The sequence below is a fragment of the Rathayibacter sp. AY1B4 genome (assembly GCF_002932815.1).
GTDB lineage: Bacteria > Actinomycetota > Actinomycetes > Actinomycetales > Microbacteriaceae > Rathayibacter.
In genome coordinates, this window is sequence record NZ_PSWN01000017.1 from 1 (window position 1) to 22,628 (window position 22,628).

Sequence of the window (22,628 nt, forward strand, 5' to 3'; positions counted from 1 at the left end):
GCGGCTACCTCCTCGAGGTGCTGCCCGCGCTGATCCTCCTGGGCGTCGGTGGAGGTCATGGGTCGATGCTCCGCCGCCCCGGGGCGGGCCGCGAGGATCCGTGCCGTTCCGGCATGCGGCGCGACCGCCCGTGCCAGGATGGCGTCGTGCCCGAGACCCCGCCCGCCCCCTCCGACGACGAGATCGTCGCCGCCGTCGGGCCACGGCTCCGGCGCCTGCGCACCCGCCGCGACCGCACGCTCGCGTCCCTCGCGGCCGAGACCGGCATCTCGGCGAGCACTCTCTCGCGCCTCGAGAGCGGCGGCCGCCGCGCAACGCTGGAGCTGCTCCTCCCGATCGCCCGCGCCCTCGGGGCGCCGCTCGACGAGCTCGTCGGCGCCGCGCCGGAGGATCCCCGCGTGCACGGGCGGCCGGTGCGCCGGAACGGCATGCTCATCCAGCCGCTCAGCCGCGACGCGGGCGCGCTCCAGGCGTTCAAGCACACGCTCCCGGCCGGGCCGGTGACGGAGCCGGCGGAGCAGCGCGCGCACGAGGGCTTCGAGTGGCTCTACGTGCTGAGCGGGCGGCTCCGCCTGCGGCTCGGCGAGCACGATCTGGTGCTGCCGGCCGGCGAGGCCGCCGAGTTCGACACCCGGGTGCCGCACTGGTTCGGCCGCGCCGACGAGCAGCAGGTCGAGTTCCTCAGCCTCTTCGGCCGCCAGGGCGAGCGGATGCACGTGCGAGCGTCCACGCGCCGCTGAGCGCGGTCACGCCTCGCCGAGCACCTCACGCGCGAAGCCCTCGGTGCGCGCCCGCAGAGTCGCGACCCGCTGCGCCCGCGCCGCCTCGAGGTCGAACCCGATGTAGGCCACCGACGGGCGCCGCCGCACGTTCACCGAGCACTCGAAGCGGGAGCAGACGAGCGTGCCGAGCGAGTCCCCCGCCCGCCCGGCCGCTCCGGCCTTCCGCGCCCCGAAGAAGACGACGTCGTTCGGGAGCTGCACGTCGCGGCACCACGAGCACTGCGCCCGCGAGCGCGGTAGGGCGTCGGCCTGGGTGAGCAGGACCCCGACGAGGCGCTCCTCCAGCGGCACGACGACGTAGGCGCGGCGGCCCATCCTCCGGTCGCGCCAGCCGAGGTGGTCGATGACCGACCAGTCCAGCGCGTCGAAGTCCTTCGGCAGCGCGAGATCGGCGACCTCCTTGCGGGAGGCGTTGACGAAGGACTCGCGGATCTCGGTCTCGGTCAGTGGCTGCATGGCGCTTCCGAGCCTAGGCCGGGATCAGCCCAGGTGGGCGACGGCCTCCTTCGGAGCCTGGGCGAGGAACTCCTCCTTCTTCACCCGGATCATCGCGACGGCGACGACGGAGGCGACGACCAGCCCGATCGCGGCCGCGACGAAGACCGCGGAGTAGCCGTCGACGAAGGCGACCGGCGACTGCTGCTCGCCCGCGACTCCCGCGTAGAGGGTCGTGAAGATCGACAGCCCGATCGAGCCGCCGATCTGCATGGCGGCGTTCGCGGTCGCTCCGGCGGCACCGGCGTCGTGGGCCGCGACTCCGGTGAGCGCGAGGTTCTGCAGCGGCACGAAGACCATCGCCATGCCGACGCCCAGGAGGATCAGCGCGGGCAGCACCTCGAGGAGGTAGCCGCCGTCGGGGGTGATGCGGCTCAGGTAGAGGAGCCCGGTTGCCGCGATCAGCGGGCCGACGATCATCAGCACGCGCGGGCCGGTGCGCGGCAGCAGCTTGGCGGCGACTCCGGCGACGATCATGATCGTCACCGTCATCGGCAGATTGGCCAGGCCCGCCTCGAGCGGCGGCAGGCCCAGGACCAGCTGCAGGTGCAGGGTCAGGTAGAGGGTGGAGCCGATCATCACGCTGCCGACGATCGCCTGGACCAGGAAGGCTCCGCCGCGGACGCGGTCGGCGACGATGCGCAGCGGCAGCGACGGGTGGTCCGAGCGGGCCTGGATCCGCACGAAGAGGGCCAGCAGCAGCACGCCGACGAGGAGGAAGCCAAGGGTGTCGACGCGGAGCCAGCCCTGCTCGGCGAGGGTGAAGCCGTAGACGACGCTCGCGAGCCCGAGCGCGACGGTGATCGTCCCGGCGACGTCGAAGCGGTTGCGCCCCTCCGCGCGGCTCTCGGTGACGAGCAGCTGGCCGGCGATCGCACCGACCACGACGACGGGGACGTTGACGAGGAGGCACCAGCGCCAGTCGGCGAACTCGGTGAGCAGCCCGCCCAGCACGAGGCCGACGGCGGCGCCCGCTCCGGCGACCGCTCCGAAGACGGCGAAGGCCGTGCCCCGCTCGCGGCCGGAGGGGAAGGAGACGGTGAGGAGGGCCAGAGCGGCCGGAGCGAGCAGCGCGGCGAAGGCGCCCTGCAGCCCGCGGGCGGCGATCAGCTCGGTGCCCGAGGTGGCGAGGCCGCCCCAGGCGGAGGCGGCGCCGAAGCCGATCATGCCGATCAGGTAGGTGCGCTTGCGGCCGGTGTAGTCGGCGATGCGGCCGCCCAGGAGCAGGAGCGCGCCGAACGCGAGGGCGTAGGCGGTGACGACCCACTGGCGCTCGACGTCGGTGAGGCCGAGGTCGGCCTGCGCGGCGGGGAGGGCGATCGTGACGATGGTGCCGTCGAGCACGACGACGAGCTGCGTGAGCGCGAGGATCACGAGCACCCACCAGCGGCGGGCGGAGGAGGGAGCGGACGGGGAGGGCATGGCGGCCTTTCACACGGAGCGGAGCGGGACCGGCGGGTCCGGATCCGAGCCGCGTCATCGGGGCCGAACCACCCCAACCAGTTGGTTGGGCGAAGAAGAGTGTATCGTTCGAGCGCCCGGAGGTGAACCATGGAGCCGACATCCGATGCGGCGCTGCCCGCGCGCGAGCGGATCCTCCGCGCGGCCTCCGTCGAGTTCGCCGCCCACGGCTTCGCGGGCGCCCGGGTCGACCGTGTGGCCGCGGCCGCGGGTCTGAACAAGGAGCGGCTCTACGCCTACTACGGCGGCAAGCGCGGCCTGTTCGTCGCGACCGTCGTCGAGGCGCTCGGCGCTCTCGACGAGACGCTCCTCGCCGAGGCGGCGGACCTCCCCGACCTCGCGGGCCGCATGTTCGACCATGTGTGGGAGCACCCGGAGTTCCTGCGCCTGCTCACGTGGGCGCGCCTGGAGGGAGCCGGCGTCTGGGAGGAGGCCGGCGAGCAGCTCGGCGGGGTCCCCGCCCCCGAGGCCCGGGTCCTCGAGTGGCAGCGCACCGGCGTCGTCAACGCGAGCTGGTCCGCCGACGACCTCTTCATCGCCCTCCTCGGCCTCTGCGAGATCTGGCACCTCACCCCCTTCGCCTCCCGGGGCGGGGAGGAGACGCGCGACCGCCGCCGCGCCTTCGTCGTGCACGTCGCGCAGCTGGTGGGCGCACCGCGCTGAGGCCGACCCCTCCCCCGGCAACGGAAGCGACGTCGGCATCTCCGATCCGGACGCGGTGGACGGGGCGGCTCATCCCTCCGAGCCGGAACCCGACGGATCGGAGGGGAGTGGGAGGTCCCACGGATCCGGCTTCGGGACGACCCCTTCATCACCCGGAAGGACCGCGCCCGCCGCGCGCTGAGCCTCGTCCTCGAGGAGGAGTGATTCGAAATCGCCGGGCGCGCACGGCATCTCCGCCCCGATCATGTACATCTCCTCGACGGCGCCGGTGACGAAGCTCGCCCGGAGCACCGGTCCGCCCTGCCCGTAGACCGTCGGGCGCGGAGTCGAATCGGTCACTCTCACCGTCATCCCCAGCGACTCCCAGTAGTCCGCGACCTTCCGCGCATCCCCCTCGACATCGGTGCCCGCCGGGGCCCACCAGTCGTAGCTGTAGCTCGCACCGCTCACCCGGTCGCCGGGGCCGCACACATCGGGCCTGGCCGCGCCACTCCGCGGCCACCACCCCTCCACATCGAGCCGCCCCGCGGAGTCCCGCACGAACCCCACCACCCGGTCCCGACCCTCCCGAGGACTCATCGTGCTCACCGGTCTCGCCTCCTTCTCCGTTGCACATGCGGTCATCGACATCACCAGCAGAGCCGCGACCGTCAGCGTGACGCCCGTCCGCTGAGGAGAGCCTCTACCCGCCATGGGAGGCTCCCACGACCGCCTTCTGGAAGGCGGTCGGTCCGAGCGGCCGGTTCTCGGTCAGCCGGTCGAGTCGCCGGGAGACGGCCCACGCCGCGTTCTGCAAGGACTCGGTGTTCTTGTCGAGATACCCCGCGAGATCGCCGTCGTCGCTCTTCAGTGAAGCGTGATCCGTCACGATCCTCCCGGCGTCGCCTCCGGTCTCCACACCGAAGACGCGCGCGCCGAAGTCCTCGTCAGCGGGATCCGTGTGGTGGTTCCAGCTGAAGGCGCGGCCCATCCACGCGGCCTCGTCGCCGCTCTCGGTCTCGCCGAGGTACTTGTCCCGCGCCTGCCCCGCGAAGACGGATTCCGCGTGCAGGTCGCTCGCCTCGTCGACGCTGTCCGGGAGGCCGGCCGAGCCCAGCGTCACGACGACCCCGAGCTCGACGTCCGAGCGCGAGGCGGCGACGGCCATGACGGTGCTGCCGTAGGAGTGGGCGACGACGTTCGGCTTCGGCAGGTCGTCGCCCCGGACCGCGGAGAGCCCCTGGACAGCCGAGGCGAGTGCGGCGCCGCCGGCGACCGCCTGGTTCGAGGTGAGGACGTCCATGCCGTTCCCGCCGAGCCGCGCCATCGGCGGGGTCTCGTAGCCGATCCAGGAGATGACGGCGCTGCCGGGCGGGAGGAGCGACTGCAGATTCTGCGACGCCTTCGTCCATCGGGTCATGCTCTCCGTCGTCTGTCCCATCCCGGGGACGGCGTAGGTGACGTTCGTGGCGGTGTCGGGATCGCCGATCGAGACGGCGGCGAGCGGAGGCTCGTCGGCGGTCAGGGAGATGAGGAAGCGCGGGTCCTGACCGAGACCGCGCCGGAGCGATGCCCGCACGTCCCTCAGCGCCACCAGCTGCGACTCCACCGCCGCGAGTCGCTCCCTGTCGCCCGCCTTCCCGCGCAGGCCCGCCGCCTCGCTCCTCAGCGCCGCGATCCGCGCCCTCAGCGCCCTCTCGTTCGCCCTCACCCGGGCGCGGTAGGGAACACCCTCCAGATTCCCGATCACCCCGGGCAGACCGGCGACCAGCGCCTCCTGCTGCGGCGAGAAGCGCGCGCCGTCCGTGGAGTCGAGGCTCCGCCACCAGTCGTTCACGAGGGTCGGAGCCAGTCGCCCGAGGCGGGCCGCGAGATCGGGCGACGCGGCGAGGAGTGTCGCGAGATCGTCGGACGAGAGCGCCGCGAGGGAGTCGAGCAGGCTCCGGCCGCCCCGGGGCCGCGCCAGGGTGCCGACGGCGTCGAGGACGGGAACGGAGAGCGCCGCTCCCCCGGCGGCGGTGAAGGCCAGGGAGATCTGCTCGACCCAGGTCGCGTCGGCCGCACCGATCGACAGCAGCTCGCGGAAGCCCCGGAGCACCGAGAAGGACTCGACCGGCGCCCACGAGCAGCGGTTGCCGAAGGCTCCCCAGGCGGCCATCAGATCCTGGAGCCGGGAGCGCATAGCCTCGTCCGCCTGCCGGGTCTGCGAGACGAAGACGTCGAGACGCTCGGGGTCGGCGGAGGTCGTGCCTCCCGCGGCGGAGCCGCCCGGGGACGTGCGGGGCACCGACCGGGGGGAGAACAGCGCACGGATCGGCGGAGGCACGACCGGCCGATCGGACGGCGGCCGGTCGACGACCTCGTCGACGCCCGCCGCGAGGGCCGCGACCGGATCGAGGCGGCGCTGCTGCTCGCGCTCGTCCGCCCGCCGCTCCCAGGCCGCGTACTCCTCCCGGCGCCGACGCTCCTCCTCGGCCTTCCGTGCCACGAGCCGAACCGTGTCGGCGAGCTCGTGCAGCTCGGCGCTCAGCCGACCGCGATTCTCCCTGTCGCAGACGCAGACCCGGCGGAACAGCTCGGCGTACGCGCCGCGGAACTCGCCCAGCGCGTACTCGGCAGCGACGGACCTCAGCAGCCCCTGGGAGGCGAGCGCCTCCGCCGCCTCGTCCGAGGCGCGGACCAGCTCCGCCGCTGCTGCATGGTTGAAAGAGAACAGGGTCATCGCCTCCTGAGTGAGAACATCTCAGGAAATGTAGAACGACCACGACGGCGTCGGCACCGGGTGGCGCGAGACGGCACGCGGTCAGCGCGCCCGCGCCGCGTCCGGCGGCACGCAGAAGTGGCGCGGACCCCGTCGGTCCGCGCCACTCGTTCAGATCACGCGGCTCACTCCGCCGCGGTCAGCCGCTCCAGATATCCCGCGAACGCGCGCAGGTCCTCCTCGGGCCAGGCGCTCAGCGCCTCCTGCATCCGCTGCCGCTGACGGCCGCCGAGGTCGCGCATCCGCTCGCATCCGGCCGAGCTGAGCGAGAGGAACCGCGCTCGGCCGTCGGCGGGATCGGAGGTCATCTCGACCAGGCCCAGCTCGGCGAGCTGGCGGGCCTGGCGGCTGATCGCGCTGCGGTCGACCCCGAGCCGCTCCGCCGCGGCTCCGGAGTGGACCGGACCGCAGCGCTCGAGGATCCGCAGCAGCCGCAGTCCGAAGGGCGGCAGCGCCGGGTCGATCGACGCCGCCGCGTCCCGGACGGCGAGGCGCACCTGGACGGCGAGCACGGTGATCTGCTCCTCGACCTCGTGCAGCGCCTCGGCCGAGGGCGCGGCGGCGGGCATCAGGAGCGCTCGATCACGTCGACCGAGCCGGTGGGAGCGGCGTGCCGGGCGTGCCCGACCGGCTCCTCCTGCCGCTCCTCGTCGGCGTGGCGGCCGTGTCCGGCGGGAGTGGCCTCGCGACCCTCCCGGGCGTGCGTCGCGTCGTCCGTCCGCCGGGCCTGGCCGACGGGGCGGAGCGCCGCCTGGCCGTCCGAGGCGGCGATGAGGGCGTCCTCCGCGGCCTGCAGCGGAGTGGTCGGCTCCGCCTTGAGCTGCACCGCGTTCTTCGAGCCGAGACTCACGTTGGGCAGGAGGACGACGGCGATCAGCGTGACCACGGCGAGCGGGATGCTGTAGAGGAACACGTCGCCCACGCCGATCCCGTAGGCGCTCTCGACCACGACGCGCACGGCGTCGGGCAGGGTCGCCGGCTGCGGGATCGTGCCGCTGCCCAGCGCCTGCGCGGCGAGAGCCTGGTCGGCGGGAGCGAGACCCGCGATGCCGGTCTTGATGCGGTCGGCGATCACGGTGCCGAGCATCGAGCCCAGGACCGAGACTCCGACGGTGCCGCCGAGGCTGCGGAAGAACGTGACCGCGCTGGTCGCGACGCCGAGGTTCTTCACCTCGATCGAGTTCTGCACCACCAGGACGAGGTTCTGCATCAGCATGCCCAGGCCGGCGCCGAGGACGGCCATGTAGATCCCGACGAGGACCAGGTCCGTGTCGTAGCGGAGGGTGCTGAGGAGGGAGGTTCCGATCACGGCGAGCACGCCGCCGCTGATCATGATCGCCTTCCACTTGCCGGTGCGGGAGATGATCCCGCCGAAGATCGTCGACGCGATCAGCAGGCCGGCCATCATCGGGATGGTGAGCAGGCCCGACTGGGTCGGCGTGGCTCCGCGGGCCAGCTGCATGTACTGCGCGAGGAAGACGGCGACGCCGAACATCGAGACGCCGACCGAGATGCTCGCCACGACGGCGAGGCTGAAGGTGCGGTTCTTGAACATCCCCATCGGGATGATCGGCTCAGCCACGGTGAGCTCGGTGATCACGGCGGCGATCAGCAGCACGACGGCACCGCCGACCATGACCGCGGTCTCCCACGAGGCCCAGTCGAAGTCCTTGCCGGCGAGGGAGACCCAGATCAGCAGGAGCGAGACTCCGCCCGCGATGAGCACGGCGCCGAGGTAGTCGATCCGCACCTTGCGCTTCGGGTGCGCGGGGAGGCGGAGGGTCATCTGGAGGAGGACGATCGCGACGATCGCGACGGGCATCGCGATGAAGAAGTTCCAGCGCCAGCCGAACGCGTCGGTCACGACGCCGCCCAGGAGCGGGCCGCCGACGGTGCCGATCGCCATCACGCCGCCGAAGAGGCCGGCGTACTTGCCGCGCTCACGGGGGCTGATGATGTCGGCCATGATGATCTGGCTCAGCGCGGCGAGTCCGCCGGCGCCCAGGCCCTGGAACACGCGGAAGACGATCAGCATGTTCGTGTCCTGCGAGAAGCCGGCCAGAGCGGAGCCGATGACGAACAGGCCGAGGGCGAGCTGGATCAGCAGCTTGCGGTTGAACAGGTCGGCGAACTTGCCCCAGAGCGGAGTGGAGACCGTGGTCGCGAGCAGGGTCGCGGTGACGACCCAGGTGTAGGCGTTCTGGTCGCCCTTGAGGTCGGAGATGATCCGGGGCAGCGAGGTCGACACGACCGTGCCCGCGAGGATCGAGACGAACATGCCCAGCAGCAGGCCGCTGAGCGATTCGAGCACCTGGCGGTGCGACATGGCGCCGTCCGGCCCGGCGGGGGCGTGCGGCGCGGTGGTTCCGCGCGATGCGGCGCGGTGTTCGGGGTGTGACATGGGCTCCTCTTCAGCACGGCGGCGGTTCTAGTTGACTGCGATCAACTATTGACCGAGAGCAACTATATAGCCGGGCGTCACGAATCTCCAGTGGCACTCTGCTGCCGTCCAGGCGCCGCTCCGGCCGCGCCTATCCTCGGAGCATGGACAACATCGATCGGAAGATCCTCGATCTGCTGCGCCAGAACTCCCGCGCGGGCTACGGCGACATCGGCGGCGTGGTCGGGCTCTCCGCCTCCGCGGTGAAGCGCCGCGTCGACCGCCTCGTGGCCGACGGCGTGATCCGCGGCTTCACGATCAAGGTCGACCCCGCGGTCGACGGCATGGCCACCGAGGCCTACGTCGAGCTCTTCTGCCGCGGCACCGTCGCTCCGGACGAGCTCCGCCGCATCCTCTCCGCGGTCCCCGAGGTCGTCGACGCGGGCACGGTCACCGGCTCCGCCGACGCGATCGTCCACATCCGCTCGCGCGACATCCCCAGCCTCGAGCTCGCCCTCGAGAAGGTCCGCATCGCGCCCAACGTCGACCACACGCGCTCCGCGATCGTCCTCTCCCGCCTCATCCAGCGCAGCGAGGCCTGACGGATCGCGCCACCTCCTCGACGAGCGTCGCGACCGCCTGGTACTTCATACCTGTATGGTGAATCCAGGAGGGCGAGCATGAGCGACAGGGAACAGGCCGGTACGGCGGCACGACGGAGACGGCGCATCTGGCTGATGCTGCCGGCTCTGTTCGTCGGCGTCCTGGCCGGGCACCTCGTCGCGACCGCGGTGGGCGCCGAGGATCCGTGGGACGTCGTGGTCACCGCCGCCGTCGCGGCAGCGGTGGCGTCCGTCGTCCTCGCCCTCGTCGACCGGCGGCGCTGAGCCCTCCCTCCTGGATCGGAATCCGAGGGAGGGAACGACGATGGAACGACAGAGGACGAGCACGGCACTGGTCGCGGCGGCGGCCGCTCTGCTGGCGGTGCCGCTGTTCACAGCGCAGGCCGCGCACGCCGAGCCGGCGAGGCAGGAGACGAGCAGCCGGGTGCACCTCGAGGCGCGGGGCGGATCGGCGTCGACGGTGACCTTCGACGTCACCGACGGCACGCGGATCGTCGAGCTGGCGGGCGGCGGGGTCGGCTTCACGGACGGCGCCGAGACGTCCGACGCACTCCCGGAGAGGATCGACGTCGGACGCGGCCGCACCGTGTCGGGCCACTGGTCGATCGACGACTCCGACACGCTCACCTTCCACTTCGCCCCGGACTCGGCGTCCCGCTCGGCGGCGGGCGGCCTGCACCTGAACAGCGACTGGAGCTCGCCCGAGTGGGGCCACTGCGTCGCCGGGAGCGGCGTCAGCGGTGCCGCGACCGGCGGGGTGATCGGCGCGATCTCCGGTCCCGGCGCGATCGCCTCCGCGACCGGCGGGCTGCTCGCGGGGATCATCGGCGGAGCGATCACCTGCTGAGCGCCGCCTCCTGAACGACCCGGATCAGGTGGGCGCGTCCGCTGCGGCGTGGACGCGCTCGCCGCCGATCCAGGTGCCCAGCACCCGGGTGTCCCCGATCGCGCCGGGGTCGCCGGCGAAGGGATCCCGGTCCAGCAGGGCGAAGTCCGCCGCGAGTCCCACGGCGATCGAGCCCGACTCGCCCTCCAGGCCGTTCACCCACGCCGAGCCGGCCGTGGAGGCGGAGAGGGCGGTGGCGAGGTCGAGGCGCTGCTCCGGGAGGAACACCTCCTCGCTCCACCCCGGCTCGCGCTCGCACGGCGCCGAGAGCCGGTTCACCGCGACGTGGATCGCGGCGAGCGGGTCGGGCGTCGACACCGGCCAGTCGCTCCCCGCGGCGAGCACCGCGCCCGAGCGGAGCAGGTCGCCGAACGGGTACTGCCACGAGCCGCGCCGCTCACCGAGGAACGGCAGCGTCAACTCCACCATCTGCGGCTCCAGCGAGGCCCACAGCATCTGCAGGTTGGCCGCGACGTCGAGCGCACGGAAGCGCGGCAGGTCGTCCGGATGCACGACCTGCAGGTGGGCGAGGTGGTGGCGGTTGCCGCGGCGCCCGTTCGCCTGGATCGCCCGCTCGACCGCGTCCAGGCACTCGCGTACGGCACGATCGCCGATCGCGTGGAAGTGCACCTGGAACCCGGCCGCGTCCAGGAGCGGCACGGCCTCGTTCAGGAGGCGCGGGTCGACCATCGAGAGGCCGTCGCCGTGACCGTGGCCGCCGTGCCCGTCGAGGTAGGGCTCGAGCATCGCCGCCGTGAAGTTCTCGGCGACCCCGTCCTGCATGATCTTGACGGTCGTCGGCGCGAAGCGGTCGGCGGCGAGCGCCGCGCGCCGCTCGACGAGCTCCGGGATCTGCTCGACGCCGCGGCCTCGGTCCCACCACAGCGCACCGCGGACGCGCCCGGTCAGCTCGCCGCTCAGCGCCGCGCGGCGGTACACCGGACCGGGGTCGCCCACATCGCCGTAGGAGCCGATGATCGCGTCCTGCCACGCCGTCACTCCGAACGAGTGCAGGGTCTCCTGCCCGAGGAGCAGCGCCCGGTGGAGCTCGTCCGCGCTCGCGGGCGGGAGGTGGCGGCGGACCGCGTCCATCGCCCCCTCGTGCAGGGTGCCGGAGGGGGTCCCGTCGGCCAGGCGCTCGATGCGGCCGTCGGCGGGGTCCGGCGTCGTGCGGTCGATCCCCGCGAGGCGCAGTGCGGCGGAGTTGACCCAGGCACCGTGCCCGTCGGCGTTGGTGAGGAAGGCGGGCCGGTCAGGGACGACCGTGTCGAGCTCGCGGGCGGTCGGGGTGCCTCCGGGGAAGTCGGGCAGGTTCCACCCGCCGCCGAGGATCCACTCCGCTCCGCTCTCCCGAGCCGCGTACTCGGCGACCGTCGCCAGGTGCTCGGCGGGCGACCCTCCCGCTCCGAGCCAGCAGCGCAGCAGCGCGGCGCCGCCCCAGACCGGGTGCACGTGGGCGTCCTGGAAGCCGGGGACGAGCATCCGGCCCTCGAGGTCGACCACCTCGGTGCGCGGCCCGATCAGGTCGGAGGCGTCGGCGCCGACCGCGACGATCCGCCCTCCGACGACAGCGACGCCGTGCGCTCGGGAGCGCACGGCGTCGGCGGTGAAGACGGCGCCGCCGGTCAGGACGAGATCGGCTGCGCGCACGGGTTCAGAAGCCCGCGGGAGCGAAGGCCTGCGTCATCAGGGAGAAGAGCGACACCGTCCAGCCGATCGCGATGAGGAACGACACGACCACGACGCCGAGGAAGACCCAGAGCGGGAGGAGTCCGCCGCCGGTCACGCGCTTCACGACCACGCTGCGGCCGATCACGTAGACGTAGGGAGCGGCGAGGAAGGCCCACGCCCAGTGGAACGGACGCTGCAGGCCGGCTCGCTTCAGCTGGCGCCAGTCGAGGAAGGCGAAGACGACCTCCGCCGCGTAGATCAGGAAGCCGACGACCTGGAGCACGCCGAGGCCGACGAGGTAGGCGGTCGACATCCCCATCGAGGAGCTCGGCCCGTAGGTCGAGGCCATCGACGAGTCGACGATCGCGCTCGGCGGGAGGAGGAAGATCGACAGCGCCGAGAGCAGCGGCAGGAGGACCACCACCCAGATCCACGGGGTGGACGTGACGATGCTCGTGTCGCGCTGCTGCACGGGTGCTCCGGGAGCCGCGGCGTAGGCCGGGTACTGCGGCTGCTGCTGGCCGTAAGGCTGTTGCTGCTGCTGGCCGTAGGGCTGCTGGCCGTACCCCTGCTGGCCGTACTGCTGGGGAGCCTGCTGGCCGTAGCCCTGCTGCGGCTGCTGCTGGCCGGAGGGCTGCTGCGGCTGCGGCTGCTGACCGGCGCCCTGCTGGCCGTAGCCCTGCCCGTAGCTCTGCTGCGGGTCGGCGGACGACGGCTGCTGCGGATACCGACCCGAGGCCGACTGCCCGTAGCTCGTCGCCGCTCCGCTCGACGTCTCCCCGTAGGCGGGACGCTCGGCGGGCGGCGCGGGCGGAGTCGGTGCGGTCGGCGGAACGGGAGTCGCGACGGCCTGCGCCGACCCGCTCCCGGCCGGGGCGGTGGGAGTGGCCGCCGGCGCGTCGCGGAGCGACTCCGTCCAGCCGGTCCCGTCCCACCAGCGCTGACGGGACGAGCCCGCCGGGTCCGGGTACCACCCGGCGCGGGGTCCGGAGGCCTCGCCGCCCGTGCTCGCGCCCTGGTCCGTGCCGGTTCCGTTGTCGTCCGTCATGGCGTCCTCCACTCCCCTCCGGGCGTCTGCCCGCGATCTCGGACCACCGTAGCGCCGCGACACGATGCATGGCCTGAGGGCGGGCTGATCGCGCGCTGTCCGAGCGCTGTCCGCACCGGCAGGCGCCGGAGGCCGCCGACCGCCAGGATGGACGCATGCCCCACCTCCTCCGAGCCCGCGCCGCCCTCTTCGATATGGACGGGACGCTCGTCGACTCGACGGCCGTCGTGGAGACCATCTGGGGCGCCTTCGCCGAGCGCTTCGCTCTCGACCACGACGCGGTGCTCGGCGCCGTTCACGGTGTCCGCGCCGCCGACAGCGTCCGCCGCTTCGCTCCGGCCGGCAGCGACGTCGACGCGATCGTCGCGGAGCTCGACGCATACGAGCTCGAGCACACCGAGGGCACCGTCGAGATCCCCGGCGCGACGGCGTTCCTCGCCTCACTCCCCCGCGAGCGCGTCGCCCTGGTCACGTCCGCGAGCCCGGCACTGGCGGCCGCCCGTCTGGCCGCGGCGGGCGTCCCCTCCCCCGACACCGTCGTCACCGCCCACGACGTCGCGAACGGCAAGCCTGCTCCCGACGGCTACCTCGCCGCCGCGGCCCTGCTCGGCGTCTCCCCCGAGGACGCGCTGGTGTTCGAGGACGCCGAGGCCGGCATCCGGGCGGGTCTGGACGCCGGCATGCGCGTGATCGTCGTCGGGAGCCACGAGAGTGCGAGCACCCGGGGGCTGCCCCGGATCGCGCACTACTCCGACGCGCACGCCGCGCTCGAGGGCGACGAGCTCGTCGTCACCCTCGGCGGGCCTCAGTAGCGGATCGCGTCGATCACCTTCACCCGCACGGCGACGATCGCCGGCACCAGGCCCGCGAGCGCGCCGACGAGGGTCGCCGCCCCGAGCCCGAGCAGCGCCGCCTCGGCCGGGAAAGGCGGGATGTCGGCGATCCCGTTGTCCTGCACGAAGGCCACGGTCCAGGGGTTCGTGACGAGGATGACCGCGATCGTCACGCCGACCACTCCCGCGACGACGGTCGCCACGACGCTCTCCATCATGATCGAGAAGAAGATGCGGCCGGAGGAGGCGCCGAAGCTGCGCCGGATGCCGATCTCGCGGATCCGCTGCCGGACGGTGACCAGGGCGATGTTGAGCAGTCCGAGCGCGCCGAGCGCCAGCACCAGGCCCGCCACGCCGCCGATCACCCAGGTCAGCACGCCGAAGGGGTCGGAGTCGTAGACCAGGTAGTCCTGCCGGTCGACCGACACCTCGAAGTCGGATCCCAGGGCGCCGGCCACGTCGCGCTCCACCGCTGCGGCGAGGGGCTCGGCCAGGTCGAGCGGCACCCACATCTCGTAGTTCGGCACGCCCTGCCCGCCGAACTGCGGGTCGGCGTCGCGGGCGACCGCCGGGTAGGCGTCCGCGAGCATCATCATCGACGGATCCGTCTCGAACTGCGAGGAGGGAGTCACGCCGACCACCACGCCCGTGACGTCGCGCTCGGAGCCGAGCAGGGTGACCACCGGGTGGGTGCGCAGATCCGGGCTCCCGATCCGCTCCCAGAAGCGCTCGTTGACGACGAGTGCGGGAGCGAGGCGCTGGGAGTCGCGGGCGGTGAACCAGGAGCCGTCCACGATCTTCAGCCGGTGCATCTCGGCGAAGGGCTGGTCGACCGCCTGCACCGCGACGTCGACGGCGCCGTCGGCGAACTGGACGCGCGCGCTGCCGTAGGTCGAGCGGCTCGCGTAGGTGATGGAGTACCGCTCCAGCGCACCGGTCCACGCGGCCTGGAGTGCGTCGGCATCCACCTCGGCGGTGCCGGTGCCGGAGGTGTAGGCGGAGAGGAAGAGGCTCGCCGGGCGCCCGCTGGAGCGCTCGGCCTGCTCGATGCTGGCCTGGCGGGCGATGCCGCCGGCGGCGACGACCGCGGTCAGGGCGGCGACGGCCACCGCGACTCCGATCAGCGAGAGCAGCACGCGGCCGCGGTGGATCCGCAGCTCGGTCCACGCCTCGACGATCGCGCCGGCGATCCCGACGAGCACGCGCATCAGACGACCACCGCCTCGGCGACGGGGCCCGCATCCGCGGTCGAGCCCAGTCGGCCGTGGTCGAGCCGGTAGTGGCGCTCGGCCCGCGCCGCGATGGCCGGGTCGTGGGTGATGGTGACCAGCGCGGAGCCGGACTCGCGGGCGATCTCGTCGAGCAGGCCCATCACGCTCTCGCCGGTGTCGGTGTCGAGGGCTCCCGTCGGCTCGTCGGCGAGGATCAGCCGCGGTCGGCGCACCAGGGCGCGGGCGATCGCGATCCGCTGCTGCTCGCCGCCCGACATGCGCCCGGGCATCGAGTCCACGCGGTGCCCGAGGCCGACCCGCTCCAGCATCTCGGCCGCGAGGTCGCGGCGGCGCCAGAACTCCGATCCGGTCGCGTAGAGCAGCGGCGTCATCACGTTCTCGCGGGCGGTCCGCCCCTCCAGCAGGTTGAACTGCTGGAAGATGAAGCCGATGCTGCCGCCGCGGATGCGCGCGCGGGCCCGCGAGGACAGGGTCTCGGTGGGAGCACCCTCGAGCAGCATCCGCCCCTCGGTCGGCTCGTCGATGAGTCCGAGGATGTTGAGCAGCGTCGACTTGCCGGAGCCGCTGCGCCCCACGACCGAGACGTGGTCGCCCTCGCCCACCTCGAGATCGACGCCGTCGAGGATCGTCAGCGGCGGCGCATCGGGCAGCGGGACGACCTTGCGGATCCCCTCGAGCCGGAGGATCGTCACGAGCAGAAGACCGAGCCGTCGGGCTGCGCGATGCAGTCGCCGCCCAGCTGGACGTCGGGAGCAGCCTCCTCCGCGCCCGGCACGAACTGCAGGAGCTCGGCGCCCTCCTCCACTCCGCCGGTGATCTCGACGGAGCTGCCGTCGGTGAGTCCCAGCGTCACCGGGACCTCCTCGGTGCTGCCGTCGTCCGCCCGGCGGAACACGACGCCGGACTGGGCGGTGCCCTCGACCGCGGTGGTCGGCACGACGAGGACGTCCTCCGCCTTGCCTCCCGCGAGCGTCACCGAGGCGGCGAGCCCGGGGAACACGGTGACCTCCGTCGGCACCTGGCAGGTGAAGCTCGTGCCGGAGGCGCCGGTAGAGGTTCCACCGCCGCCGCCGTCCGTCGCTCCGCCGGTCGTGCCGCCCTCGCCGGCTCCGGCGAGAGGGGTGCTGATGGTGAGGTCGGTGCAGGTGAAGCCCGCGGGCCCGCCGGTGATCGCGACCTGCGCCTCCGTCGGCCGGTTCTGGATGCGGTAGAGCTGCTGCGCGTCGATCGTGCCGGTGACGGCGTAGCTCGGCGGCGCGACCTGTCCGGTCACCTCGCCGACCGTGACGGCCTGGTCGTGGATGACGCCGAGCGCGCTGAGGGTGCCGCCGGTCGCGGCGTAGACCCGCTCGAAGCGCACGGAGGGCTCCTGCTGGGTGAGGGTGACGGCGCCGTCCGGGCCGGTCGTCTCGACCGGGTCGCGCGGAGTCTCGACGCGGATATCGTAGATGAGATCGCCCGACGCGACGGCCGCGCCCTGCTGCACGTAGACGTCGTCGACCGTTCCGGCCGCCGTCGCCTTCAGCGGCACGGCGGGGTCGGCGGCGACGGTGCCCTGGAGGGTGAGGTCGTTGGTGACCGTGCCGCGGGCGACCGTGACGGTCGGCTCGGTGATCTCACCGGTCGGCTGCGTCGGATCGGCCTCGGCCGCGCCGTCCGGGAAGAACGCGATCTTCACCAGGGCGATGCTCGCCGCTCCGATGATGACCATCCACACGATCGGGAACACCCAACGCCGAACCGCACCCATCAAGTCCCCCGACTCCGCTTCCAGGGCGCTCCGCCGTGGGGCGCCGGAGGCAGCCTATCCGGCGGGGAGGTCGCGTCACGGACCGTGGCGCGCCCGTCAGCCGGCGAGCGCCGCGACGATCGAGGCGACGCGGCGCGCCCTCGTCTCGGCGGCCTTCGCGCCCTCGACCGACGTGACGTGGGCCTTCCGCGCGCTGGGCGAGAGCGCGGCGAAGCGCTCCGCAGCGCCCGCCGAGGCCAGCGCGGACGCCAGGTCCTCCGGCACGACGACCTCGCGCGGCGCGATGTCGAGCTCGATCACGACGTCGATCGCGTCACCGCCGGCGAGCTGCGTCTCGCGGCGCTTCTCGGCCGAGAACGGGATGAGCGCGCGTCCGCCCATCGCTCCGACCGTGCTGGTGAAGCGGTAGCCGTTCACCGTCACCGCGACGGCGGGACGCTTGCCGCCGCCGAGGGCCTCGAGGACCTCGGGCGGCACCTCGATGCCGGTGTTGTTGCCGATCCGGAAGAGCGTCGTCGTGAACTGCACGAGGCGATGATGGCACGGACTCCCGCGTGTCGCGCGGCCGATCGCCGGACTGACGCGGAGGGCCGTCGACTCGATCCTCGTCGACCTCCCATTCACGGATCCGGAGCGCTCGAGGGCGTTCTCCCCGGCGCTCGGCCTGACCCTGAATCCTCTGTTCAGCCCTGAATCCTCTGTTCAGCGACGACGCCGCCTGCTCCGTCGCCCCCAAGCACGTGTCCGCGATGGTCGTCCTGCACCCCTTCCTCTCGACCTCCAGATCGAAGGAGATCATCGACGCGCGCTCCCGGGTGCAGGGCCTCTTCGCGGTGAGCGTCGGCAGCAGGGAGGAGGTCGGCGAGGTGCTCGGGAACGGGCCGGCCTCCGGCGGCGCCGAGCCGGTCGCGGTGCAGGACCTCGGCTCCATGCGGGCGCGGCCTCAAGGACCCTGACGGGCACGTCCGGGAGTCCCTGTACATGAATTCGGCCGCGGCCGAGGCCGGTCCGCCCCGGGAGCGAGGGGTCGGTGCGCTCAGCAGGAGCGGGTGTCGGGGTCTCCGAGCGAGGAGCGCACGGCGTCGACCGTCATCCTGCCCTCGGGGTCGAGCCGGGCGAGCATGCGCGACATGATGTCGGCCAGCTGCGGGATCTGCTCGGCGTCGAGCGGATCGATGACGTCGGCCAGCACGGTCGCGACGTGACCGGGCGCCGTGTCGACGATCTTCTGGAGGCCGGCGTCGGTGAGCACCGCGTTCGTGGCGCGGCCGTCGGAGGCGCAGGGGCGGCGCTCGAGGTAGCCGCGGGCGACGAGGCGGGTCACCACGTGCGAGAGCCGGGGCAGGGTCGCGTTGGTGCGGGCGGCGAGCGTGGTCATCCGGAGGGCGCGGTCGGGCGCCTCGGACAGCATCGCCAGCGTCAGGTACTCGAAGTGCGTGAGCCCCGCGTCGCGCTGCAGCTGCGTGTCGAGGGCGCCCGGCAGCAGTTCCACGACCGCGATGAAGCGCAGCCAGGCGTCGAGCTGATCGGGCGTCAGCCAGCGTGTCTCGGGCGCACTCATCCCCCCACCCTACCCACTACTTGCCGCGACAAGTAAGTCCCCCGCGCCTCGTCGAGCCGCGTCCCGGGGCTCCGTCGGGAGGCCGACCCGCGCCAGCCTGATCCCACCATCGTCGCGAGCACCGCCCCCGAGGCGAACCAGCGATCCGCATGCGAGCGGATCGCTGCAGCCGTACGCACCCGCTCCTCAGACCGCACCCCGTCGCGAAGCCGACCGCGCCACACTCGATCCACACCATCCCCGCAAGCACCGCCCCCGAGGCGAACCAGCGATCCGCGTACCAGCGGATCGCTGTAGCCGAACGCCCCCCGCTCCTCAGAACGCCCCCCGTCGAGAAGCCGACCGCGCCACGCCCGTCAGGGACGGGCGTGGAATCGACTACAGCACGTCGTCGCTCAGATCGATCGGGTTGCCGAAGCGGTGGTTCGTGATCGAGATCGCCTGCTCGCGGAGGAAGGGCAGCAGTTCGACGCGGCCGGCGGGGGTGACCGGGTCGGCGTAGACGGCGGTGTCGAGGGCGCCGCCGAGGGCTTCGGCGAGGGCGGTCGCGAGGGGGACGCGGGATCCGTCGGCGCGGGTGAGCGGGACCGGCTTGCCTGTGCTGCCGCGGGTCATGCCGGCGACGACGTCGGTGAAGGAGCCGGTCGAGTCGGACGATCGGCGGACCACGGCCTGCTGTCCGTGCGTCGGGCTGCCGGGGGCCTGCGGGCCCGCGTAACCGTCGACGCGGTCGGAGACGATGTCGCCGATGATGCGGATGCGCGGGGCCGTGATGCGGCCGGCCGCGGCGCGCTCGAGCCACTGGGCGTCGGTCTCGACGACGATGCGTGGGACGAGGCCCGCCATCTCGGCGAGCTCGTCGCCGCCGAGCATCTCCTGAACCCGCGGCGGGAGCGGGAGGGACGTGGAGATGTCCATCCGGGAGCGGGTCAGCAGGCCGGCGGCGATGACGCGGAGGAGCTCTCCGAGGTCGCCGCCGTCGGCCAGGCGCAGCGCGATCGGCACGCGGAGGTAGCGGAACAGGTTGCGCTCGACGCCGACCTTCGAGATGTCGGTGACGACTCCGAACTCGGTCGCCCAGGCGAGCTGGTCGGAGAGTGCGGAGCGGCGGAGCAGGTCGAACTGCTCGAACCGGAGCGAGGACTGGGCCGCCTCGATGAACTGGCGCGCGCGGTCGTCGAGGCCGCGCAGGTGCAGCGTCGAGGAGGAGCGCGCGGGCGAGGGCTTCCAGGAGCCGAGGCCGATGAGGTGGTTGGGTCCGCCCGCCTTCGCGCCGCCGCCGACGGACGAGCGCTTCCATCCGCCGAAGGGCTGGCGCCGGACGATCGCTCCGGTGATGCCCCGGTTGACGTAGAGGTTGCCCGCCTCGACCGAGTCGATCCAGAGGGCGAGCTCGTCGGCGTGGAGGGAGTGGAGCCCGGCCGTGAGCCCGTACTCGGTGCCGTTCTGCATCCGGACGGCGTCCTCGAGGGTCGCCGCGTGCATGATCCCGAGCACCGGGCCGAAGAACTCGGTGAGGTGGACGTAGCTGTCCTCGGTGACGCCCTCGCGGATCCCGGGCGACCAGAGCGTGCCGCTCTCGTCGAGGCGCTGCGGCTCGACGAGCCACGACTCGCCTCCGCCCAGCGTGGTGAGCGCGTGCAGGAGCTTGCCGGTGGGCTCCTCGATGAGCGGCCCCATCACCGCCGACGGGTCGTCGGGCCGGCCGACGCGGAGCGACGTGACGGCGTCGACCAGCTGGGCGCGGAAGCGCTTGGAGCGGGCGACCGAGCCGACCAGGATCACCAGGGAGGCGGCGGAGCACTTCTGGCCGGCGTGCCCGAAGGCGCTGCGGACGATGTCGGCGACGGCGAGGTCGTAGTCGGCGTGGGGAGTGACGATGATCGCGTTCTTGCCGCTGGTCTCGGCCTGCAGTGCGAGGCCGGGCCGCCAGGAGCGGAAGAGGCGGGCGGTCTCGTAGGAGCCGGTGAGCAGCACGCGGTCCACGAGGGGGTCGGTGATCAGCGCCCGTCCCAGCTCCTCCTCGTCGAGGTCGACCAGGGCGAGGAGCTCCTGCGGGATGCCCGCGTCCCAGAGCGCCTCGACGAGCACAGCCGCCGAGCGGCGGGCCTGGGGCGCCGGCTTCACCACGACTCCGGAGCCGGCGGCGAGCGCCGCGAGGATCGATCCGGCCGGGATGGCGACCGGGAAGTTCCACGGCGGAGCGACGACGGTGACCCGCGCGGGGACGAAGGTGGCCCCGGTGACGGCGTCGAGCTCGCGGGCGCGGGTGGCGTAGTAGTGGGCGAAGTCGATGGCCTCGGAGACCTCGGGGTCGGCCTCGGCGATCGTCTTGCCGGTCTCGGAGGCCATCACCTCGATCAGGCGGTCGCGGTTCGCGGCGAGGACGAGGCCGGCGCGGTCGAGCACGGCCGCTCGGTCGTAGCCCAGGCGCTCGCCCCAGCGCTCCGCGCGGCGGGACACCGTGCGCAGCACCTCCTGGAGCTCCGCCTCGGTGCTCACGCGTGCGGCGTCGGCCGTGCCCGCTCCGATGGTCGACCCGGCGATGCGCTCGGTGATCAGGCGCGCCCAGCGTCGGTTGCCGGGGAGGGCGGGGTCGGTGTCGGGCTCGTTGTGGAAGCCCGCGGTCGCGGCGGCGGCACCGGAGCCGCGGCTGAGGCCGAGGACGGCCTGCGTCAGGCCCGCGGCGGCCGGGTCCTGCGCCCGCTCGCCGGCGCGGGCGTGCTCCTGCACGAGGCGGCGGCCGGAGCCGGAGGACCACTCCCGCAGGCGGTCCTGCGTGCGGTTCGGCGGCGGGACGGAGTCGTCGAGGGCCTCGAGCGAGGCGCGGAAGCGGCCGAGCTCCCGCTGCAGCACCTCCTCGTCGTCGAGGCGGAACGCGGCCGACAGGAAGTTCTCGGGGCTGCTGTTCTCCTCGAGCCGGCGGATGAGGTACGAGATGGCCACGTCGAACTCGTGCGGGTGCACGACGGGCGTGTAGAGGAGGAGGCGTCCCACGTCCTCGCGGACGGCGCGCGCCTGCCCGGTCGCCATCCCGAGCAGCATCTCGATCTCGACCGCGCCGGTCACCCCGCGCTCGGTCGCCGTGAGCCACGCCCAGGCGAGGTCGAAGAGGTTGTGCCCGGCGACGCCCACGCGCACCGCGTCGACGCGCTCCGGCCGCAGGGCCCGGTCGAACAGGCGCTTGTAGTTCGTGTCGGCCTCCACCTTGCTGCCGACGGTCGCGAGCGGCCAGTCGTGCAGGGCCGCATCGACCCGCTCCATCGCGAGGTTCGCGCCCTTCACGACGCGCACCTTGATCGGGGCTCCGCCGCGGGCCCGGCGCTCCTGCGCCCACTCGGTCAGCTCGTCGAGCACGCGGACGGAGTCGGGCAGGTAGGCCTGCAGGACGATGCCCGCCTCGAGGTCGAGCATGCCCGGCTGCTCGAGGAGGCGCCGGAACACGGCGACCGTCAGATCGAGGTCGCGGTACTCCTCCATGTCGAGGTTGATGAAGGTGGGGTCGGCTCCGGACGCGGCGGCCTGGTAGAGCGGGGTGAGACGCTCCACGACGCGGTCGACCTCCTCCTCGAAGGCCCACATCGACAGCTGGCTGATGACGCTCGAGACCTTGACGCTGACGTAGTCGACGTCCGGCCGCTCGAGCAGGCGGAGGGTCCCCTCGAGGCGGCGGCGGGCCTCGCGCTCGCCGAGCACGGCCTCGCCGAGGAGGTTGAGGTTGAGCCGGTCGCCGCCCTCGCGCAGCGCGGCGACGGCCGCGCCGAGACGCGCCTCCGAGGCGTCGACCACGAGGTGCCCGACGAGGCGGCGGAGGACCCGGCGGGCCGCGGGCACGACCACCCAGGGCAGCACGGGGCCGACGGCGCCGCCGGTGCTGATCGCGGCGCGCAGGTAGGAGGGGAGGAAGGCGGGCGTCTTCGCGGTCAGCGCCGCGAGGTTCTCGGCCGCGACCGAGAGGTCCTCGGGCCGGGCGACGCCGTCGACGAACCCGACGGTGAAGTCGAGTCCGTTCGGGTCCTGGAGCACGCCCGCGAGCCGCTGGGCGGCGGGCTCGACCGGGAACTCGCCGCTGCGCGCGATCCAGCGGCGGACCAGGGACTCGACGCGCTCGATCATCGGGCGGTCGTCGACCTCGGGCTCGGCGGCGGCGGGCGCGGCGTGCTCCGACTCCGACGCGGCGTCGGGCCCGCGCACGACCTCGTCCTCAGCGTCGCGCACGACCTCGTCCTCGTCCTGGATCTCGGACTCGCTCACGGCCTCGTCCTGAGCGTCGCGCACGACCTCGTCCTCGTCCTGAACACCGGACTCGCGCAGGTCCTCGTCCTCAGCGTCGGACTCCTGCTCGTCCTGAGGCTCGGCCACGTCCCCGCTCACGGAGTCGCGCGCCTCGCCGGCCTCGACCTCGTCGTCCGACTCCGTGCCGCCCTCCGGCGTCCGACCACCGACCGTCGCGTCGACGCCGCTCCGCACGGCCGCGTCGTCGGGCTCGCGCTCCGGGTCGCT

21 protein-coding genes are annotated in these 22,628 nt (G+C 73.2%); 7 read left to right on the plus strand and 14 right to left on the minus strand.

Annotation, left to right across the window (positions count from 1 at the left end):
* Window positions 1-740: helix-turn-helix domain-containing protein (locus tag C5D66_RS11745; RefSeq protein ID WP_308471820.1), on the plus strand; the 740-nt coding region annotated here is incomplete at its 5' end.
* Between the two features lie 6 nt (window positions 741-746).
* Here the strand turns inward: C5D66_RS11745 and C5D66_RS11750 are convergent.
* Both C5D66_RS11750 and C5D66_RS11755 read right to left on the minus strand, forming a co-directional pair.
* A complete protein-coding gene (locus C5D66_RS11750; protein ID WP_104255323.1) occupies window positions 747-1,238 on the minus strand; it encodes an FBP domain-containing protein in 492 nt (163 codons plus the stop codon).
* 24 nt (window positions 1,239-1,262) lie between these two features.
* The gene (locus C5D66_RS11755) at window positions 1,263-2,699 is read right to left on the minus strand and encodes an MFS transporter (RefSeq protein ID WP_104255324.1); all 1,437 of its coding nucleotides are present in this window, start codon (window positions 2,697-2,699) and stop codon (window positions 1,263-1,265) included.
* A 129-nt stretch (window positions 2,700-2,828) separates the two neighbouring features.
* Between C5D66_RS11755 and C5D66_RS11760 the strand changes: the two genes are divergently transcribed.
* Window positions 2,829-3,401: a TetR family transcriptional regulator gene (locus C5D66_RS11760; RefSeq protein WP_104255325.1), complete on the plus strand. Its 573-nt coding sequence runs from the start codon at window positions 2,829-2,831 to the stop codon at window positions 3,399-3,401.
* A gap of 69 nt (window positions 3,402-3,470) precedes the next feature.
* Here the strand turns inward: C5D66_RS11760 and C5D66_RS11765 are convergent, their stop codons facing one another.
* From C5D66_RS11765 to C5D66_RS11780, 4 genes are all read right to left on the minus strand, one after another.
* Window positions 3,471-3,989 carry a hypothetical protein gene (locus C5D66_RS11765; protein WP_104255326.1) on the minus strand — a complete coding sequence of 173 codons (519 nt, stop codon included), beginning with the start codon at window positions 3,987-3,989 and terminating at the stop codon, window positions 3,471-3,473.
* Window positions 3,990-4,083: 94 nt separating this feature from the next.
* On the minus strand, window positions 4,084-6,102 hold the full coding sequence (locus tag C5D66_RS11770) for an alpha/beta hydrolase (RefSeq protein ID WP_104326911.1): 2,019 nt from the start codon (window positions 6,100-6,102) through the stop codon (window positions 4,084-4,086).
* Between the two features lie 164 nt (window positions 6,103-6,266).
* A complete protein-coding gene (locus C5D66_RS11775) occupies window positions 6,267-6,710 on the minus strand; it encodes a MarR family winged helix-turn-helix transcriptional regulator (protein ID WP_104237641.1) in 444 nt (147 codons plus the stop codon).
* Entirely contained in the window at window positions 6,710-8,467 is a 1,758-nt protein-coding gene (locus C5D66_RS11780) for an MDR family MFS transporter (RefSeq protein WP_104255328.1), read from the minus strand. The genes C5D66_RS11775 and C5D66_RS11780 overlap by 1 nt, the downstream gene beginning before the upstream one ends.
* Before the next feature lie 218 nt (window positions 8,468-8,685).
* On the opposite strand from C5D66_RS11780, the gene C5D66_RS11785 reads away from it, so the two are divergent.
* From C5D66_RS11785 to C5D66_RS11790, 3 genes are all read left to right on the plus strand, one after another.
* A complete protein-coding gene (locus C5D66_RS11785) occupies window positions 8,686-9,123 on the plus strand; it encodes an Lrp/AsnC family transcriptional regulator (protein WP_104222855.1) in 438 nt (145 codons plus the stop codon).
* A 78-nt stretch (window positions 9,124-9,201) separates the two neighbouring features.
* On the plus strand, window positions 9,202-9,408 hold the full coding sequence (locus C5D66_RS16840) for a hypothetical protein (RefSeq protein ID WP_146076614.1): 207 nt from the start codon (window positions 9,202-9,204) through the stop codon (window positions 9,406-9,408).
* 40 nt (window positions 9,409-9,448) lie between these two features.
* The gene (locus tag C5D66_RS11790; RefSeq protein ID WP_104222856.1) at window positions 9,449-9,991 is read left to right on the plus strand and encodes a hypothetical protein; all 543 of its coding nucleotides are present in this window, start codon (window positions 9,449-9,451) and stop codon (window positions 9,989-9,991) included.
* Window positions 9,992-10,015: 24 nt separating this feature from the next.
* Here C5D66_RS11790 and C5D66_RS11795 read toward each other — a convergent pair whose 3' ends face one another.
* The gene (locus C5D66_RS11795; RefSeq protein ID WP_104255329.1) at window positions 10,016-11,680 is read right to left on the minus strand and encodes an amidohydrolase; all 1,665 of its coding nucleotides are present in this window, start codon (window positions 11,678-11,680) and stop codon (window positions 10,016-10,018) included.
* 4 nt (window positions 11,681-11,684) lie between these two features.
* Complete coding sequence (locus tag C5D66_RS17370) at window positions 11,685-12,749, minus strand: DUF2510 domain-containing protein (protein ID WP_219814242.1); 1,065 nt, start codon at window positions 12,747-12,749, stop codon at window positions 11,685-11,687.
* A 155-nt stretch (window positions 12,750-12,904) separates the two neighbouring features.
* Between C5D66_RS17370 and C5D66_RS11805 the strand changes: the two genes are divergently transcribed.
* Window positions 12,905-13,561 (plus strand): HAD-IA family hydrolase, encoded by a 657-nt coding sequence (locus C5D66_RS11805; RefSeq protein WP_104226157.1) that lies wholly within the window; start codon window positions 12,905-12,907, stop codon window positions 13,559-13,561.
* Here the strand turns inward: C5D66_RS11805 and C5D66_RS11810 are convergent.
* From C5D66_RS11810 to C5D66_RS11825, 4 genes are all read right to left on the minus strand, one after another.
* Window positions 13,555-14,790 carry an ABC transporter permease gene (locus tag C5D66_RS11810; RefSeq protein WP_104255330.1) on the minus strand — a complete coding sequence of 412 codons (1,236 nt, stop codon included), beginning with the start codon at window positions 14,788-14,790 and terminating at the stop codon, window positions 13,555-13,557. The genes C5D66_RS11805 and C5D66_RS11810 overlap by 7 nt on opposite strands.
* Window positions 14,790-15,506 carry an ABC transporter ATP-binding protein gene (locus C5D66_RS11815; RefSeq protein WP_104249893.1) on the minus strand — a complete coding sequence of 239 codons (717 nt, stop codon included), beginning with the start codon at window positions 15,504-15,506 and terminating at the stop codon, window positions 14,790-14,792. Before C5D66_RS11815 ends, C5D66_RS11810 begins: the two co-directional genes overlap by 1 nt.
* The gene (locus C5D66_RS11820) at window positions 15,503-16,525 is read right to left on the minus strand and encodes an efflux RND transporter periplasmic adaptor subunit (protein ID WP_146079306.1); all 1,023 of its coding nucleotides are present in this window, start codon (window positions 16,523-16,525) and stop codon (window positions 15,503-15,505) included. The genes C5D66_RS11815 and C5D66_RS11820 overlap by 4 nt, the downstream gene beginning before the upstream one ends.
* A gap of 135 nt (window positions 16,526-16,660) precedes the next feature.
* Complete coding sequence (locus C5D66_RS11825; RefSeq protein WP_104255332.1) at window positions 16,661-17,092, minus strand: YdeI/OmpD-associated family protein; 432 nt, start codon at window positions 17,090-17,092, stop codon at window positions 16,661-16,663.
* A 221-nt stretch (window positions 17,093-17,313) separates the two neighbouring features.
* Here C5D66_RS11825 and C5D66_RS11830 point away from each other — a divergent pair, with 221 nt between their 5' ends.
* Complete coding sequence (locus C5D66_RS11830; protein WP_146084785.1) at window positions 17,314-17,520, plus strand: hypothetical protein; 207 nt, start codon at window positions 17,314-17,316, stop codon at window positions 17,518-17,520.
* A gap of 80 nt (window positions 17,521-17,600) precedes the next feature.
* On the opposite strand, the gene C5D66_RS11835 is transcribed toward C5D66_RS11830, so the two are convergent.
* Together C5D66_RS11835 and C5D66_RS11840 are read right to left on the minus strand one after the other, a co-directional pair.
* Window positions 17,601-18,125 carry a MarR family winged helix-turn-helix transcriptional regulator gene (locus C5D66_RS11835; RefSeq protein WP_104233099.1) on the minus strand — a complete coding sequence of 175 codons (525 nt, stop codon included), beginning with the start codon at window positions 18,123-18,125 and terminating at the stop codon, window positions 17,601-17,603.
* Window positions 18,126-18,503: 378 nt separating this feature from the next.
* Window positions 18,504-22,241, minus strand: a complete 3,738-nt coding sequence (locus C5D66_RS11840; protein ID WP_104326922.1) for a proline dehydrogenase family protein — start codon at window positions 22,239-22,241, stop codon at window positions 18,504-18,506.
* Window positions 22,242-22,628 lie beyond the last annotated feature (387 nt).

What these genes read in the sequence shown, in the direction of transcription:
- C5D66_RS11750 (WP_104255323.1), bottom strand. Translation starts at nt 1,238, where the DNA reads ATGCAGCCACTGACCGAGACCGAGATCCGCGAGTCCTTCGTCAACGCC.
- C5D66_RS11755 (WP_104255324.1), bottom strand. Translation starts at nt 2,699, where the DNA reads ATGCCCTCCCCGTCCGCTCCCTCCTCCGCCCGCCGCTGGTGGGTGCTC.
- C5D66_RS11760 (WP_104255325.1), top strand. Translation starts at nt 2,829, where the DNA reads ATGGAGCCGACATCCGATGCGGCGCTGCCCGCGCGCGAGCGGATCCTC.
- C5D66_RS11770 (WP_104326911.1), bottom strand. Translation starts at nt 6,102, where the DNA reads ATGACCCTGTTCTCTTTCAACCATGCAGCAGCGGCGGAGCTGGTCCGC.
- C5D66_RS11775 (WP_104237641.1), bottom strand. Translation starts at nt 6,710, where the DNA reads ATGCCCGCCGCCGCGCCCTCGGCCGAGGCGCTGCACGAGGTCGAGGAG.
- C5D66_RS11780 (WP_104255328.1), bottom strand. Translation starts at nt 8,467, where the DNA reads ATGTCGCACCGCCAGGTGCTCGAATCGCTCAGCGGCCTGCTGCTGGGC.
- C5D66_RS11785 (WP_104222855.1), top strand. Translation starts at nt 8,686, where the DNA reads ATGGACAACATCGATCGGAAGATCCTCGATCTGCTGCGCCAGAACTCC.
- C5D66_RS16840 (WP_146076614.1), top strand. Translation starts at nt 9,202, where the DNA reads ATGAGCGACAGGGAACAGGCCGGTACGGCGGCACGACGGAGACGGCGC.
- C5D66_RS11790 (WP_104222856.1), top strand. Translation starts at nt 9,449, where the DNA reads ATGGAACGACAGAGGACGAGCACGGCACTGGTCGCGGCGGCGGCCGCT.
- C5D66_RS17370 (WP_219814242.1), bottom strand. Translation starts at nt 12,749, where the DNA reads ATGACGGACGACAACGGAACCGGCACGGACCAGGGCGCGAGCACGGGC.
- C5D66_RS11805 (WP_104226157.1), top strand. Translation starts at nt 12,905, where the DNA reads ATGCCCCACCTCCTCCGAGCCCGCGCCGCCCTCTTCGATATGGACGGG.
- C5D66_RS11810 (WP_104255330.1), bottom strand. Translation starts at nt 14,790, where the DNA reads ATGCGCGTGCTCGTCGGGATCGCCGGCGCGATCGTCGAGGCGTGGACC.
- C5D66_RS11820 (WP_146079306.1), bottom strand. Translation starts at nt 16,525, where the DNA reads ATGGTCATCATCGGAGCGGCGAGCATCGCCCTGGTGAAGATCGCGTTC.
- C5D66_RS11830 (WP_146084785.1), top strand. Translation starts at nt 17,314, where the DNA reads ATGGTCGTCCTGCACCCCTTCCTCTCGACCTCCAGATCGAAGGAGATC.
- C5D66_RS11835 (WP_104233099.1), bottom strand. Translation starts at nt 18,125, where the DNA reads ATGAGTGCGCCCGAGACACGCTGGCTGACGCCCGATCAGCTCGACGCC.
- C5D66_RS11840 (WP_104326922.1), bottom strand. Translation starts at nt 22,241, where the DNA reads ATGATCGAGCGCGTCGAGTCCCTGGTCCGCCGCTGGATCGCGCGCAGC.